Origin of the sequence: Streptacidiphilus pinicola (genome assembly GCF_003258295.1) — a bacterium.
Lineage (GTDB): Bacteria > Actinomycetota > Actinomycetes > Streptomycetales > Streptomycetaceae > Streptacidiphilus > Streptacidiphilus pinicola.
Window position 1 is genome coordinate 14,646 of record NZ_QKYN01000067.1, and the last position, 14,368, is coordinate 29,013.

General features: G+C 70.3%; 15 protein-coding genes and 2 pseudogenes. 8 read left to right on the forward strand and 9 right to left on the reverse strand.

Annotated elements, in window-relative coordinates:
- Nucleotides 1-68: 68 nt before the first annotated feature.
- Nucleotides 69-203 (forward strand): annotated as a pseudogene (locus tag DN069_RS42855) (IS256 family transposase); the annotation flags it as partial.
- Between the two features lie 89 nt (nt 204-292).
- The gene (locus DN069_RS17455) at nt 293-871 is read left to right on the forward strand and encodes a GNAT family N-acetyltransferase (protein WP_341538479.1); all 579 of its coding nucleotides are present in this window, start codon (nt 293-295) and stop codon (nt 869-871) included.
- A 511-nt stretch (nt 872-1,382) separates the two neighbouring features.
- Here the strand turns inward: DN069_RS17455 and DN069_RS17460 are convergent.
- Complete coding sequence (locus tag DN069_RS17460; RefSeq protein WP_111501944.1) at nt 1,383-2,141, reverse strand: nuclear transport factor 2 family protein; 759 nt, start codon at nt 2,139-2,141, stop codon at nt 1,383-1,385.
- Between the two features lie 137 nt (nt 2,142-2,278).
- Between DN069_RS17460 and DN069_RS17465 the strand changes: the two genes are divergently transcribed.
- On the forward strand, nt 2,279-2,515 hold the full coding sequence (locus tag DN069_RS17465; protein ID WP_133259947.1) for a hypothetical protein: 237 nt from the start codon (nt 2,279-2,281) through the stop codon (nt 2,513-2,515).
- A gap of 42 nt (nt 2,516-2,557) precedes the next feature.
- Here DN069_RS17465 and DN069_RS17470 read toward each other — a convergent pair whose 3' ends face one another.
- Nucleotides 2,558-3,322, reverse strand: coding sequence for a hypothetical protein (locus DN069_RS17470; RefSeq protein ID WP_111501946.1), 765 nt, complete (start codon nt 3,320-3,322; stop codon nt 2,558-2,560).
- Entirely contained in the window at nt 3,319-3,630 is a 312-nt protein-coding gene (locus DN069_RS17475; RefSeq protein ID WP_111501947.1) for a PadR family transcriptional regulator, read from the reverse strand. The genes DN069_RS17470 and DN069_RS17475 overlap by 4 nt, the downstream gene beginning before the upstream one ends.
- An 80-nt stretch (nt 3,631-3,710) precedes the next feature.
- Between DN069_RS17475 and DN069_RS17480 the strand changes: the two genes are divergently transcribed.
- A complete protein-coding gene (locus DN069_RS17480) occupies nt 3,711-4,736 on the forward strand; it encodes a hypothetical protein (RefSeq protein WP_133259948.1) in 1,026 nt (341 codons plus the stop codon).
- Between the two features lie 188 nt (nt 4,737-4,924).
- On the opposite strand, the gene DN069_RS17485 is transcribed toward DN069_RS17480, so the two are convergent.
- Both DN069_RS17485 and DN069_RS39420 read right to left on the reverse strand, forming a co-directional pair.
- Nucleotides 4,925-6,982, reverse strand: a complete 2,058-nt coding sequence (locus tag DN069_RS17485) for a SpoIIE family protein phosphatase (RefSeq protein WP_165845525.1) — start codon at nt 6,980-6,982, stop codon at nt 4,925-4,927.
- A gap of 434 nt (nt 6,983-7,416) precedes the next feature.
- Nucleotides 7,417-7,611, reverse strand: a complete 195-nt coding sequence (locus tag DN069_RS39420) for a hypothetical protein (RefSeq protein ID WP_133259950.1) — start codon at nt 7,609-7,611, stop codon at nt 7,417-7,419.
- A gap of 483 nt (nt 7,612-8,094) precedes the next feature.
- Between DN069_RS39420 and DN069_RS17495 the strand changes: the two genes are divergently transcribed.
- From DN069_RS17495 to DN069_RS17505, 3 genes and pseudogenes are all read left to right on the forward strand, one after another.
- Nucleotides 8,095-9,204, forward strand: coding sequence for a baeRF2 domain-containing protein (locus DN069_RS17495; protein WP_111501951.1), 1,110 nt, complete (start codon nt 8,095-8,097; stop codon nt 9,202-9,204).
- Nucleotides 9,205-9,421: 217 nt separating this feature from the next.
- Complete coding sequence (locus tag DN069_RS17500; protein ID WP_111501952.1) at nt 9,422-9,811, forward strand: VOC family protein; 390 nt, start codon at nt 9,422-9,424, stop codon at nt 9,809-9,811.
- Nucleotides 9,812-9,832: 21 nt separating this feature from the next.
- Nucleotides 9,833-10,174 (forward strand): annotated as a pseudogene (locus DN069_RS17505) (transposase); the annotation flags it as partial.
- Between the two features lie 21 nt (nt 10,175-10,195).
- Here the strand turns inward: DN069_RS17505 and DN069_RS17510 are convergent.
- Both DN069_RS17510 and DN069_RS17515 read right to left on the reverse strand, forming a co-directional pair.
- Nucleotides 10,196-10,651, reverse strand: a complete 456-nt coding sequence (locus DN069_RS17510; protein ID WP_111501953.1) for a VOC family protein — start codon at nt 10,649-10,651, stop codon at nt 10,196-10,198.
- Nucleotides 10,652-10,772: 121 nt separating this feature from the next.
- A complete protein-coding gene (locus tag DN069_RS17515; protein ID WP_165845526.1) occupies nt 10,773-11,432 on the reverse strand; it encodes a winged helix-turn-helix transcriptional regulator in 660 nt (219 codons plus the stop codon).
- A gap of 91 nt (nt 11,433-11,523) precedes the next feature.
- Between DN069_RS17515 and DN069_RS17520 the strand changes: the two genes are divergently transcribed.
- Nucleotides 11,524-12,351, forward strand: coding sequence for a class I SAM-dependent methyltransferase (locus DN069_RS17520; protein ID WP_165845527.1), 828 nt, complete (start codon nt 11,524-11,526; stop codon nt 12,349-12,351).
- A 33-nt stretch (nt 12,352-12,384) separates the two neighbouring features.
- Here the strand turns inward: DN069_RS17520 and DN069_RS17525 are convergent, their stop codons facing one another.
- Nucleotides 12,385-12,843, reverse strand: a complete 459-nt coding sequence (locus tag DN069_RS17525) for a DUF3995 domain-containing protein (protein WP_165845528.1) — start codon at nt 12,841-12,843, stop codon at nt 12,385-12,387.
- 125 nt (nt 12,844-12,968) lie between these two features.
- Complete coding sequence (locus DN069_RS17530) at nt 12,969-14,180, reverse strand: NAD(P)/FAD-dependent oxidoreductase (RefSeq protein WP_111501957.1); 1,212 nt, start codon at nt 14,178-14,180, stop codon at nt 12,969-12,971.
- Nucleotides 14,181-14,368: the final 188 nt, after the last annotated feature.

Here is a 14,368-nt window from a genome sequence, read left to right on the forward strand (position 1 = left end):
CAGGTAGGTACCGCTCACGTCCAGCTATCACCCCCACAGAGGGTGGTCAGAGGCTGCCGGGCCGAACGATGGTTTTCAAGCTCATCGAGTCCGCCCAGGAACGCTGGCGCGCCATCAGGGGCCTCCCTCGTCGCCCTGGTCCGCTCCGGCACCTGGTTCAAGACGGCGCCCTGGTCGAGCGCGAGGAGGCCGCCGCGGCCTGATCAGGTGACTGCGCGGGGGGAAGCAGTTGCCGCTCGGCGGGCGTCCTGCTCGAATCGCGCTCGTGGACGCTTACTTGGAAACCGGGCGGATGCATCTTCGCCGCTTCACCGAGGCGGACGTCGACGACCTGGCCGCTCTGCACGGTCACCCCGACGTCATGCGGCACATCGACAACGGCCGACCCGTGCCCCAGGCCGTCGTCACGCGGCAGCAGCTCCCGCGCATCCTGCGCGAGTACGACGAGCTCCCGAGCGGACACGGCTGCTTCGTCGCGGCGGAGAAGTCGTCCGGCAAGTTCCTTGGGTGGCTCTCACTGCGACCCGCGGCCAGCATCGGCCTGAACAGCGGAACGGAGCTGGGCTACCGCATGCTTCCCTCCGTCTGGGGCCTGGGCTATGCCACCGAAGGCGCGCGAGCACTGCTGCACCACGCGTTCACCGAGCTGCAAGTGGACCTGATCGTGGCCACCACGATGACGGTCAACACCCCCTCCCGGCGCGTCATGGAGAAGGTAGGACTGTCCTTGATCCGCACCTTCTTCGAGGAGTGGCCGGAATACATCGAGGGGGCTGAGCACGGCGACGCGGAGTACGCGATCACGCGCGAGACCTGGGCTCAGCAGCACGACCACCAGCAGTCATCACCGGAGCCGATCCACAGGTCTTGACATAGCTCGCCCGAGGCTTGGGTCGGGACTGAGCCGAGGCGTACCTGCCTCGGGAGCGGCCTTCCGAGCGCCAGGGCGTCAAGCATCTCCCGAGTCGCCTGCCAGTACGACAAGCGAGTCATGGTGACAAAGCGTCAAGGATGCCCTGGAACCTCACAAGGCCACCCGGGCCGCCTCGTCCGCCAGGTGCGCGCATGATGCTGCCTCATGAGATCACGGTGCCACCGCAGCACCGTGTCCGGGCGACCAGCAGCCGCAACCGGCTCGGAAGCCTCGCGGCAGCGGTGCCTGCAGCGGCGAGAGGCGCGCCGTCCTCCGGACGGAACTACACCCTGCTTCGCCGGACTGTGGCTCGAGCTCCACCTGATCATCGGGTTCACCGTCGGACACGGCCTCGCGGCGCTGACGGGTCAGCGGACCGTCCCGGTCATCCTGCTCGTCGTCCTGCAGATCATCATCACCCCGGCCCTGGCCGACCATGCGCTGCCCCACCTCGTCAACCTGGCTGGGTTCAGAAGAGGCCGTTGGTGTGCGGGAGCTCGGCGGGGATCGGGACGATGATGTCCCAGTGCTCGACGATCTTGCTGTCCTTGACGCGGAGCAGGTCCCAGAAGGCGACCGGGGTGCCAAACTCGCCCTCGGACTGCAGGAGCACGAAGTCGCCTTCGGCGACGACCTTGTGCGTGGTCTTGAACACCAAGTGCTTGCCCTGCTCGGCCCACTTTGCCGCGGCCGTGGCGAAGCCTTCGAGGCCGTCGCCGGCCTCGGGGTTGTGCTGGAGGTAGGTCTGGGTGGAGATGTACTCGGTCAGCAGGGAGTAGTCGGCGCCTTTGAGGACCTTCTTCGCGAATTCTGTGACCAGCCTCCGGTTGGCCTCGGTCCGGTCGAGCTCGGTCGGGGTGGTGGGGCCGTCGGTTTGCGAGCGGCCGGAGACGTTGGTGGTCTTGGCCATGGGGGTGAGTGCGTCCCAGTGCTCGGCGAGCTTGCCGTCCTTGACACGGAAGAGGTCGAAGGCGACCAGCGGTTCGGGGCCGAAACCGTGGTAAGTGCCGTGCAGGGCGACCAGGTCGCCGTCCGCGATCACCCGGGCATTCTCGTAGCGGAAGCCCTCCGGCAGCCCGGCCACCAGGCCGCGCAACGCCTCGGGTCCGTCGGCGGCCAGCGAGCTGTGCTGCTTGTAGTCGGGGGCGACCCATCGGTCGACCGCGGAGGGGTCCTTGTCGCCGAACAGTTCGCCGACCGCCTTGAGGACGACTTCCCTGTTGTTCATCACGGGTCCGTTTCGTGCGGTGGGAGGCGGACAGTGTTGCTGGTCGCTGGAGGGTGTCCGACGCGGAACCGCCGGCCGGCGGCTCCGCGCCCATCCATCGCGCCTTCGACCCCCAGTCAGCCCCGATCGTGTGCGCCGTGCAAGCAGGCGTACGCCGACTGGCCGACTACGACCGCGGCGCGCTCGCGACGGGCCCGCCGGTGGCCTTCGTCCTGAACGACGACGGCGCGGTGCACGGCGCCGACGTCACCTCGCTCATCACGACCGTGCCACTCGCACCAAGGGTGCTGCTGACCGCGCAGCAGGCGCTCGACCCTGATCGGAGCGGCATCCCGGACAGCGCCCGGCACACCCTCTCCCGATCAAACCGGTGATCGTGCGTCGCGGAGCGCTGATCGCACTCCACTGATTGGGGTCTACGCCCTCTTCTGCCGTAGGTCGTGGCCGGCGCTGATGGCCATGGCGGCCAGGAGGCCCAGTGCCGTGCTCTCGGCCAGGGACCCTGGATGAGGAGTAGTCCGGACCATGGCAAGGAGGTTCTGGCTCGCAGCGAGGGTCAGTCCGGTCCCGATGTGCAGCAGGGCCGTGGACAGCCGGCGCGTGGTCGGCAGGGCAGCGGTTCGGGCGATGCGGGCGACGAGGACGCAGAGGCGGAGTGCGACGAATCCGAGCGTGAGCCAGTAGCAGGTGACCGCAGCTGTGTCGGCGAAGCCGGTGAGGCGTTCGGCCATACCGCTCCATGCCGTCAGGCACAGGGCGACGACCGCGGCGGTCGGAACGGCCAGGGTGCGGACCGCAGCGGCGGTCATGTTGCGGAGCGCTGCGCCGCTCAGCGGGGGAAGTGGTGCGGCGAGACCGATGCCGAGCAAGAGCGGGACGAGCCAGAGGCTGGTGGCGGGGTGGTGGATGTCGGCCTTGAGGGTGGAGGAGGGTTCGGCCGAGCGCAGCAGCAGTCCGGTGGCCGCGGTGAGCGCGAAGAGGGCGACGGTTACCACACGGCGGGTCTGCCCGGTGCATGTCTCGGGCCAGTCGCCGGGGTGCAGCCAGAGGCGCGCGGCCCCCGCGAGGGTGTCGGGCCAGGACCGGATTCCGGAGGCGGACATCTCGTGACGGATGTCCTCGCCCCATCGCTCGCGCACGGCTGGTGGGTAGAGCCAGGTCAGGAGCGTGGCCGCGTTCATGCCGGGTTGACCCCGAGCGCGCGCAGGCCTGCGGCGGAGATCCGGGCCATCTGCTGAAGTTCGGCGCGCAGTTGGTCGCGACCGGCGTCGGTGATTTGCATGGTGCGGTGGCGTTCCTGGGGGTCGGCCGCCTCGTCCGCAGGCTGGATCAGCCCGCGCCCCTCCAGTCGGGACAGCGCGCCGTAGAGACTGCCGGGGCCGAGTCTGCGGCCGGTGAGCTCTTCGATCGCGGTGTTGATGGCGTATCCGTGCAGCGGCCTGTCCGCGAGGACGGTGAGCACGAGCATCTGGGCGTCGTTGCTGTGCATGAGCCTCCTTCCCTCCGATCCACATACTACGAGTCGCGATGCTACTTGTCACGTAGTACGAGGTGCGTACTATGGCCGCCATGGAACACCTGATGGCGAACGGCCGGGCCTCCTCGGCCATGGTGTGGGCGAGCCTCGGCGCGGCCGGTGTGTTCGAGGCGTTGACGGTGCTGGAGACCCAGGACAAGACGGTCAGGGCTGCCAGCCCGTGGCAGGACGACCCGTACGACGTGGTGGTGTCCCTGGCTCAGTTTGCGGTGCCGATGCTCGCGCTGGTGATCGCGTTACGGCTGCTCGTGTGGCGGGCGCCGGGCGGCGCGGACCGGGCGCGGCAGACGGTTCGTGCGGCGGGGGCGATGGTCACGCTGGTCGGGCTCACGGTGGTGTCCGAGTGGGCTGCGGTCGTCTCCAGGACGCCTGCCTCATCCTCGGGGACGTGGGCATCGGTGCTGATCGGCGGGCTGGTCGTCAATTCCGTACTCACCGTGGCGGTCGCGGTGTTGCTCGTGCGAGGCCGCAGAGGGCACGGCTCGGCCGACCCATGGCGGCATGACTGGCTCGGCGACGTCGTCTTCCTCTGCCGACGGATTCCCGTACTGCGGCGCTGGGTCGGTCCGGACGCGGCGGTCTGGGTGCGCCGTCGCGCGATGACGGTGTTCGTCGCGCTGAGCACGCTGGCCGGGGCGGCCGTCACCAGTGCGCAGGCCATCGGCGAACGCTGGACGGATCCGCTGCTCATCGCCTGGTTTCTGGTCGTGGCAGCGACCTCCAACCTCGCGTTCTGCGCGATCAGCAACGCGGTCGCGGGATTCATCGCCCGGCCGGCCCGTACCCGGCTCCGCCGTGTCGCCGAGGTATCGGTTGTCACCGGATGCGTCGCGATCAGTGTGGCGACGGCGTTCCGCGACGCACTCTGGCCGATGTTCGGGACGGGATCGCTGACGTCCGTGCCGGCTTTGGTCGCCCTCACACTCGGCGTGGGGCTGGCCACCTCTCTGGTCACGGCCGCGGTCCTGCTCGCCTGCTCACCGGACGACTCCTTTGGCTTGCGCCGCCGCTTCGGCGCGGCCGCCACTCACCTTCGACGACCGGACAAGCACCGGTGAAAGGCGTGACAATGCACCTGTTCACACCGCAGGAACAGGCAACACCTGCGATCTGCGCCCGCGAGCTGTCCAAACGGTACAGACGCAGGCAGGCCGTCAGCGAGCTCGGCTTCGCCGTGGAAGCCGGCCAGATCTGCGCACTGCTCGGTTCCGATCCCCTGGCGGCTGGGCCGCACAGGAGTCCTCTTTCAGGCCGGGCCGGTCCCGTCCGCGAAACGTTGCTCGACCCACACGGTCTTTCCCCTGTCCGTGAATCGGACGCCCCATCGGTCCGCGAGTTGCGACACGATGTAGAGCCCGCGGCCGCCTTCGTCCGTGGTCCGGGCGTGGCGCAGGTGGGGGCTGGAAGCCTCGCCGTCGCTGACCTGAACGCTCAAACGGTCGGCGCGGATCAGGCCCAGGCGGCAGGGGGCTTTGCCGTAGCGGACGACGTTGGTCACCAGCTCGCTCACCAGGAGCTCGGTGGTGTCCACGGCCTCCTGGGGCAGTCCCCAGTGTCCCAGCTGCAGCCGGACAAGTGACCGTGCTTGTGCCGGGGCTCGCTCGTCGGCGTCCAGAACCCAGTCGACGGCGTCGTCGCCAGCCAGTCCGGTGGCCCGGCCCAGAAGCAGGATCACCGCTCCCGCCTCGTCGGCGGGTTCGGAGGCGAGCAGGGCCTGGTCGCACCGCTCGCGCAGTGAGCCGCCGGCCGAGGCGAGTTGAGCGTGCAGACCCTGCGCGCCGAGGGCCTTGAAAAGGGCCGGGGTGGTGAGCGCCAGGACCGTGCCGTCGGGGACGGGCATCCTGGTCCCGGCGAAGGGCGCGGTTTCGGAAGTCCCGAGGACCGGCCCATCCGGCAGGTCGACCTCAGCGAGGGATCCGTCCGGGTCGACGAGGACCAGACCAGCGCCTCCAGCGCGCGCCGCGATGAGGGTGCCGGCCACCGGGTCGTAGACCGCGCACAGGCAGCTCGCCGTCAGCGCCTGCTCCCGCAGCGGGTCGGCCGCGGGAAGGGCACGCCGTTCCGCTGCCAGCTGCCGGGTGGTCTCATCCAAGCGGGCCAACAGCTCGTCCGGCTCCAGGTCGAGCGATGCAAGGCAGCGCAGAGCGGTGCGCAGCTGGCCCATCGTCGCGGCCGTGTGGATCCCGGCCCCGTCGACCTCGCCGACGACCAGCGCGGTACGGGCGCCGGAGAGCGGAATGACGTCGTACCAGCCACCGCTGGCCGGACGCGTCGCCAGATGCCCCGGCGCGGTCTCCAGGCCGACGGCTGTCTGCGGTGCCTGCGGCAGGAACCTGCGCGCCACGGTGGCGGCCACCGCGTGCTCTCGGGTGTAGCGACGCGAGTTGTCCAGACACAGGGCGACGTAGTCGGCCACCGTCGTGGCCAGGCCCGTGTCCTCCTGAGTGAAGGAAGGCGACCCCCGCCACCGGTACAGGCTCACCAAGCCCAACAGCGTGCCCCGCACCATGAGCGGCGCCACCAGCACCGCCACGGGTGCCGCGCCACGCAAGGCGGCGGCGTGGTCGGCGGCGGTGTGCAGCCAGGCCGGATCGCCCTCCATCGTGGCCGTGACCGGTCTGCCCTGCGCCAGCGCAAGGCCAGCGGGCGACGTCGCGTCCGGCACACGCGAGGACCCGAACGGCCCATTTCCCCTACCGGTACCGCGACGTCCCACGGCCGCGCAGTGCAGGGCTGTGAACTGCGGTGAAGGCAGCAGCGGAGGATCGTCGCCCGTCATCACCGCGTCGACGACCTCCACGACCACCGCATCAGCCATCCCGCCCGCGAGAACATCCGCCGCCTCCCGGCAGATGTCGACGGCGTCCAGTGAGGCACCCGCCCGTGCCCGTACCGCGCCCAGGACCTGTGAGGCCGCCTGCGCCACCTCCAGCTCCGTCACGTCCACCACCGCGGCCGCCAGCCCGAGCACCGCCCCCGACGGCGACCGCAACCGGAACAGCGACACCGAGAGTGTCCGTGCCGACGCCGGATGCGAGTCGACGAACGCCCTCACACGCCGCTCCAGCACCGGCCGCCCGTCCTCGAGCACCGAACGCGCCAGAGCCTCCACCAAATCCGGATCCTCCAACGCGAACACCTCCCGCAGAGGCAGACCCACCAGCTCCCCGACGTCACGGCCCCGCATGGCCGCCGTCGCCGGATTGATCCGCGCCAAGCGCAGCCCCGCGTCGAAGATGTGCAGCCCTAATGGCGACAGACTGAGCAGCGCGTCCAGCGTCAGCCCCTCAACCGACTCCTCCACCCCGCTCACCGACCCGACCACCCAAGCGCCCGACTCGGCCCTTCGCGAGACAACCGGCTGCTCGACCGGCCGTCCATCGCGGAGCACCCCACGGCCACACGCTCGTTCATGGCCCACATGATCCCTGAATCCGGGCCCGCCCCACGACATTGCAGCCGCCAGCGCGCCGCCCCCAAAGGACGCGGGCTCACGCCGGTTTCTGGGGGGCGGTTGCCGCCCGTGCCCGGGCCTATTGCTACATATCGCGGAGCCGGCGCTCCAAGGCCTGGCGGTAGAGGGCCACCCTTGCTCTGTACGTGGCTGCGATGTGCTTGTCCGTGCGGCCGGAATTCTCCGCCGATTGAGAGACACCGATCGAGTGACGTTCCCTCAGCCGGCACGGCGTCTGCACTCGGAGGTACGAGGGCGGCCGCGGCTGTGGCCTCAAGTCCGCACTACTGCCTGCCGAGCCTCCGGCACAGTAGGGACACGATGGTCGTGACGACCACCACGAGCAGCAACATGCAGACCAACGGCGTCACGATCTCGAGCAGTGTCAGCATGTGGTCCTCTCGTCGTTCAGGTGCAGACCGGGCGAGCCCCCGGACGATGGTGTCTCGGATGGTGGCATGCGGATCGACCAGCCACACGGCCGGACAGTAGGGTCCGCGCGTGCCTCCTGCTCTCCGCTTCGCGCTGATCACGCTGCTCATTGCCGTCCCCGCGACGATCGCGGGCGCCGCATTTTCTAGGGCGACCGGGCATGCCGACCCGCAGCACCTCTGGGCTGCCGGCGTAGTCGGCCTGACGCTCGGATTGATGGCGGCTCGGAAGCGCTGCAAGCAGGACCGCGCCGACCGCCTGTCTGGGCGATGACGGCCAAACGGCCCGCGACCGCCTACAACATGCCACTCGCACGTCGTCTGCAGACCGAAAGGCGCTGAAGCCCCGGGGCGGGCCAGCTCCCGCCCGATCCTCCGCGCGATCGGGGCCCCGGTCTGCGTCGCGGACCCTTGTCACCCGGGGGGATCACCCTGCTCGCCAGCCGGGTTGACGTGCTGTCCCATGAGAGTCATGTGCCCGGTACCTCACCGGTAGCCAGCCCCGATGCGGGCCGAGTTGGAAGGTCCGTCATGGAACTCGAACTGCTCCGTCCGCTGTACGCCTCCGACGGATCCGCGCCCGTGGTGTCGGTCCACCTGGACACCAGCCGGATCGACCAGGATTCCGACAAGCGCCTCGAGGTGACCTGGCGGGATCTGCGCCGCACGCTTCAGGCCGAGGGCGTGGACGTGGCCACCCTGGAAGTACTCGACGACGCGGTGGGCGGTGCCCCGCACGTGATGGGCCCGCAGGGCGAGTCGCTGTTCGCCACCGAGGGCCGGCTGCTCGGGGCGTTCACCCTCACCACTCCGCCGACGCGCAGCCGGGCGGTCACCGGGCCGCTCGCGGACCCGCTGGAGACCGTGCTCGATCTGGACCACCAGCTGCCCTACGCGGTCGTCGCGCTGGACCGGGAAGGCGGTGACATCGACGCCTACCCGGCCGGCGCGTTCGATCCCGCCACCAGCCGCACCTACGACGGCAGCACCCTGCACATCACCCGCGTTCGAGCGGGCGGCCCGTCCATGGCCTCGTACCATCGGCGCAGCCGGAACCTCTGGTCGGAGAACGCGGCGGGGGTCGCCGAAGAGCTCGCCGAAGCCGTCAAGTCGGTCGACGCGAAGGTCGTGTTCGTCGGTGCCGACCCCAAGGCCCTCGGTGTGCTGCGCGAGGCGCTGGCGCCGCACCGGCTCGACGTGGAACTGGTGGACGTCGGCGGCGGCCGGGGTGGCGACGATGCCCTCGCCGCGCTGCGCGCCGACGTCGACCGGGCCCTGGCCGAGGCCTCACTGCGCAGTCACCGGCAGGCGATGGACGACTACCGGGCCGCACTCGGCCAGGGCCTGGCCGTTCACGGCATCCCCGCTGTCAGCGAGGCCTTCGCCCGCGGAAACGTCCGCACCCTGCTACTGAGCGCGGATCGCGGGAACGACCCGCTCAAGTGGGGCAGCCACACCGCCCCACAACTCGTGGGCAGCGCCCGGGAGGCCCTCGGCGATCACGCCGGCGCGGCATTCCAGGCCTCGGCGGCGACGTCCTTGCTGCGCGCGGCGACGGCCACCGATGCCACCTTCAGCGAGCTGCTTCCGGGCGAACGCGCCGACGACGGCTGCGCCGCCGTGCTCCGGTACGCCGGGTAAGAACCGCCACCAGCAGCTTGCCCGCCGCATTCACGGACAGGTCCGGCTGCTGTTCCGCGGCCTCCGGCGGCCGTTGGTCTCGTGAACGGTGCGGGTCGGTGGAAGTGCGCTTTGAGGTGCGCTGAGCAGCACGCCGATGCCTTCGGCCTCGAAGACGGCGTCGAAGGCGTCGGTGTACTCGCCTGGGCAGCCCCGCGCGACCTGAGAGGATCAGCGCATGGCGGACTCATCTGTGCGGATCAATGCCCTCATCATCGATGCCACTGACCCGGAGCAGCTGGCTACGTTCTGGTCCGAACTGCTCGGCAGGCCGATCGTGGCCCGAATGGGCCCCTACGTATGGCTGCGACGGGAGAACGACCTGGGGCTGGGCTTCCAGCAGACCGCCGGACCCAAGTTGGGCAAGAACCGCATGCACTTCGACGTCAGCTCACCCGACCCCGCCGCCGAGCAACAGCGTGTTGAGACGCTCGGCGGACACAGGTTGGAGCAGTACGCAGACGGCGGGTTCCTGGTGATGGCGGACCCTGAGGGCAATGAGTTCTGCATCATCCCTGAGGGCCCGTTCGAACTCGACGACGAGGGACGCGCGGACTACCTCAGGTGACCGGCGCTCCTGCCCGGGATCGTCCGCGTGCCCCGCATCGGGCCGGGTCGGCCACGCATCCGCCCCGATCGGGTACGGGCCGACACGGCCTACGCGTCCCGCAAGAACCGCGCCTATCTGCGCCGCCGCGGGATCCGCTGTACCATCCCGGAGAAGGCCGACCAGGCACACAACCGCGAGAAGCTCGGATCCCGCGGTGGTCGGCCGCCGTGCTTCGAGCCGACCGACTACCGCGAGCGCCACGCGGTCGAGTGCGGCATCAACCGCCTCAAGAGAAACCGTGCTGTCGCCACGCGCTACGACAAGCTCGCTGTTCGCAACGAGGCGACCGTGCTTGTCGCAGCCGTGAATGAGTGGCTGTGACAGGCACCATCGCGACGCTCCTCAGACGACGTCGAACTCGTTGCCCTCGGGGTCCTGCATGGCCGCGGCGTAGAGCCCCGCGTTCGGCTCATCCTTGATCTTCAGCACGGTGGCGCCGGCCTCGACCAGTTGGTCCACCGCGGCCCTGACCCGCCGCGCGCGGACGTCCAGCGGGACGTCACGGCCGCCACCGACCTTCAGGTCGAAGTGCCACCGGTTCTTGGCGGTCTTCGGCTCCGGAACCTGCTGGAACCACACGCGCGGTCCACGACCCGCCGGATCGACGATCGACTCCGGAATGTCGCCGGCCCCGGTCGGCAACTCCTCCGCGGGCACCCCTATCGCCTCCCAGTAGGCGCGCCACGTGGCGTGCCCGTCCGGCGGGGGCTCGGGCACATAGCCCAGAGCCAGGGCCCAGAAAGCGACCATCCTCTGCGGGTCGGAGCAGTCGATCGTCAGCTGCATTGTCGATTCCATGCCCGGAGCCTCCCAGACAGGTATGACGGGCGATCCAATTCCGCGGCAGCCCCCTTGCTTGCCCTTCACACCGATCTGCGGTCCGGCTTGTGGATCAAGATAGCGGCCGCCGAACGCAGTGTCAGCTGCCCGGTGTCCGCCAGGCGAACCAGGTCGGGAAGGCAGCGACGAGCCGGGGCTCGCCGTCGAGGCGGAGCAGGCCCTGGCGCGTGGCGGTGACCAGTGTGCTGGTTCCCGCGACGATGCGGTGCAGTTCCCGCTGGTCGGCGGTGACCCAGATGTCGGTGTCGTGCCCCGGGTGCTTGCGGCAGGCGCTGACGTCGTTGGGTGCCAGGACCAGCCAGGCGCGCTCGGTCTGACCGCCGGTCAGCACGAACTCGACCACGACCCGGCCCGTGGGCAGCGCGTCGTGGATGGCGAACTGCCGTAGCCGCCACAGCAGCCAGCCAGGGTCCAGTTGCTCCGTATCCGGGTCGCCGAAGAACCAGCGGCGCGCCCAGTCTCCGAGCTGCCAGACGAGCGGCTCCAGCGCGGTGCCGGCCGGCGTCAGCAGGTAGCGGGGGCGGCCTGACTCGTCCACCGTGCGGGTGAGCAGGCCGATGTCGGTCATTCGGCGCAGCCGCGCCGAAAGGAGGGTTCGGCTGATGCCGGGCAGGCCGCGGTGGATGTCGTTGAACCGGTGCGAGCCGAGCAGCAGTTCCCGCAGCACCAGCAGTGTCCAGCGGTCGCCGACCGCCTCGACGCCGGCCGTGACCGGGCAGTACTCAATCCCCTGTCGCACGCTTCTCCAGATCCGAGCGGTCCAGTTCCTGTACCACCGCTTGCCGTTCGATCGTACGAGGCTTGGGGGACATCACAGCGAGAAAGGCTCCATGGTGACCGAGAACCCTCCCCGCAGTTCCACCTCCCGCCCGGCCGCCGCCGCCTGGGCGCTGGGCGACTACCCAGCTATGGCCCGGCGTCTGGAACCCGTCGCGGACCGCGTCCTCACCGCGGCAGGCTTCACCCCGGGTATGACTCTGCTGGACGTCGGCTGCGGCACGGGCAACGCCGCGCTCGCTGCCGCGCGCCTCGGCGCGGCGGTCACGATGTCCGACCCCACGCCGGAACTGCTGGCTCTGGCCGTCGAACGCGCCCGCGTCGAAGGGCTGACGGTCGAGTGGCGACAGACGGACGCCGAGGAACTCCCCGGTGTCCACGACCGGGTGGTATCGGTCTTCGGCGCCATGTACGCGCCGGACGCCGACAAGGCCGCAGCGGCCATGCTGCGCGCGTGCTCACCCGACGGGCGGATCGTCCTGGCCGCCTGGACCCCGGACGGCCTGATGGCCACCATCAACCGGGCCATTGGCCCCTACCTCCCTCCTCCCCCGGTCGGCGCCCAGCCACCGACCCGCTGGGGTGACCCGGACTTCGTCCGCGCGTTGTTCGATGTGCCTGGCACGGTCTCGGTCACGAGCCGGGTGGAGCGGCACGGTTTCTCCTTCGCCTCGGCGTCGGAGGCGGCCGCCTTCTGGCTCCGCACGGCCGGGCATGTGCAGGCCGAACGGCCCCGGCTGGAAGGCGAGGGGCGTTGGCAGGCCCTGCACGAGGACCTCGCTGCGGTGTTCCCGCGCTGGAACCGGCGTGCCGACGATCCGCACCCCGGGGTCCTGGTCGAGTCCGCCTATCTGATCACCGTCGTCGACCGGAAGCTCTGACGGGTCGTCGGCGTGCCGGTCACCGCGGCAGCGTCACGGCGTGGGGGGCCGGGCGCGCTGGTGCGCCAGTGCCAGGAGGCAGTAAAGGACGCCGCCGGTGGCGAAGTAGAGGTCGATGGCGCTGGAGGACCACAAGGTGTAGGCGTCCGGATGGGCGACGCCGAGGATCTGCTGGTACGTCAGGCCGGTGAGTCCGTTCTTCATCAGGCCGGTCCGGCGCAGCGCGGTGTCAAGCAGCCCCGAGAAGCCGCGCAGTCCCAGCAGTGCGCCGCCGATCCAGGCACAGCCGTGGAGCAACCAGCGGGGCAACGCGCGCCCCCAGGACCGGTACAGGGCGAACGGCAATGCGGCGCCCACGACGAACAGACCGGTGACCAGGACGGTGTAGGCCCACTGGGTCGCACTGTGGACCGGCGGCACGGTGGTGCTCGCGTCGCCGAAGCCGAAGGTGCCTCCGAGTGCCCAGTAGATGTGGAAGCCAGCGAAGACCACGACCCAACTGACGGTGGCACGGCCAACCAGGTTGAGCGATTCAGGAGGTGCTTCGGGTGGTTCGGCGGTACAGCAGCTTCGCCGAGGAGCCCCCAGCCGCCACCGGCGGGATGGGTGGCCGCCTGTCACTGGGGCTTCCGGGTGCGGGTGAAGCGGCCCCCTCGGGGCCAGAACGCGCCGGCGGCGGGCAACTTCGCCATTCGAGCGTAGGTGGGCCAGGGCGCGGCAGTCACGGTCTCCTTGTACTTCGCTGCGAGGGATCCGGTCAGGCAGATCCGGCGCGGGCTGTCGTCTGGGTGGGTGAACTGCACGACGCCGTCACCGCGCCCGAGACTGACCGGCGTGTGGTAGTAGCCGAAGCGAAACGGCTTGGGCCGCTTGCCCCGCAGCACGCGAACGATCGACAGTGCGGCGTGCACCCCCGTCGGCATGCCGCCCTGGCAGGTGCCGTGCATCACGCCGTACTTCTGGCGGATCGCGGCCGCGTCCCCGATCGCGTAGACGTCCGGGTGGGACACCGATCTCAGGGTGGAGTCGGTGACGATGCGCCCCAGCGCGTCGACAGTCAGACCGGCGTCGGCGGCCAGCGGCAGGCCCCGGGTGCCGCTCGTCCACAGGACGACGTCCGCGGTGGCGGTCTCGCCGTCGGCCAGTTCGACCGTGTCCGACAGGACCTTCACCACGTCGACGCCGACTCGCACCTGCACGCTCAGCCGGTCGAGCGCGGTCCGCAGGTACGCCCGCGCTCTGGGGTTCATGGCTGCCCCGGGTGCCGTCCTGCCGAGCAGGACAACGTTCAGCCCGGGGAACTGCTCCGCGATCTCCGCGGCCGACTCGATGCCCGTCAGCCCGCTGCCGGCCACCACCACCGTGCCGCTACCGAGCCGCGAGAGCCGGTCGTGCAGCCGGTCGGCGTCCTGGGCGCTGCTCAGGGTGTACGCGTGGTCATCGGCTCCGGGCACCGCCGCGGTATCGGCCACCCCGCCGAGCCCGTACACCAGCGTGTCGTAGGGCAGCACGCGGCCGTCGTCGAGCCGCACCGCCTTCGCGTCCGCATCCACCGCGGCCACCCGGCCTGGCACGAAGCGAGCGCTGGTGCTCTCCAGCATTTCCGCGATGCTCAGTTCGGCCAGCGACTGACCCGTCGCGGACATGTGCAGCCGCAGGCGCTCGGTGAAGCGCTCCTGCGCGTTCACCACGGTCACGAGCACATCCTCGCGCCCCCTGACGCGGACGGCGAGCTGAACAGCCGCAGACATGCCCGCATACCCGGCCCCCAAGATCACAACCCGGTGCGGCCTTGCCTTGCCGAAGTCGTGCTGATCGGTGTTCACCATGGTGTCCTCCCGGTTCACGCCGGCACTGCCCGGCCGGACCTGCGGGGCCGAACTGCCGCCGCCCCTGGGAGCGTAGGCGGCCGGCGATCTTGGGAGTGTGCAGGACGTGCAAACCTCCTTGCCGTTCCGTGCGGCAGGACACAGGGGCCCGGCGTGACCAGCACCGGGTGTCGTGCGACGCGGCCGAG

Excerpts from the sequence above, each read along its gene's own strand:
- DN069_RS17455 (WP_341538479.1), top strand. The coding sequence starts at position 293 with ATGCATCTTCGCCGCTTCACCGAGGCGGACGTCGACGACCTGGCCGCT.
- DN069_RS17460 (WP_111501944.1), bottom strand. The coding sequence starts at position 2,141 with ATGAACAACAGGGAAGTCGTCCTCAAGGCGGTCGGCGAACTGTTCGGC.
- DN069_RS17470 (WP_111501946.1), bottom strand. The coding sequence starts at position 3,322 with ATGAACGCGGCCACGCTCCTGACCTGGCTCTACCCACCAGCCGTGCGC.
- DN069_RS17475 (WP_111501947.1), bottom strand. The coding sequence starts at position 3,630 with ATGCACAGCAACGACGCCCAGATGCTCGTGCTCACCGTCCTCGCGGAC.
- DN069_RS17480 (WP_133259948.1), top strand. The coding sequence starts at position 3,711 with ATGGAACACCTGATGGCGAACGGCCGGGCCTCCTCGGCCATGGTGTGG.
- DN069_RS17495 (WP_111501951.1), top strand. The coding sequence starts at position 8,095 with ATGGAACTCGAACTGCTCCGTCCGCTGTACGCCTCCGACGGATCCGCG.
- DN069_RS17500 (WP_111501952.1), top strand. The coding sequence starts at position 9,422 with ATGGCGGACTCATCTGTGCGGATCAATGCCCTCATCATCGATGCCACT.
- DN069_RS17510 (WP_111501953.1), bottom strand. The coding sequence starts at position 10,651 with ATGGAATCGACAATGCAGCTGACGATCGACTGCTCCGACCCGCAGAGG.
- DN069_RS17520 (WP_165845527.1), top strand. The coding sequence starts at position 11,524 with ATGGTGACCGAGAACCCTCCCCGCAGTTCCACCTCCCGCCCGGCCGCC.
- DN069_RS17530 (WP_111501957.1), bottom strand. The coding sequence starts at position 14,180 with ATGGTGAACACCGATCAGCACGACTTCGGCAAGGCAAGGCCGCACCGG.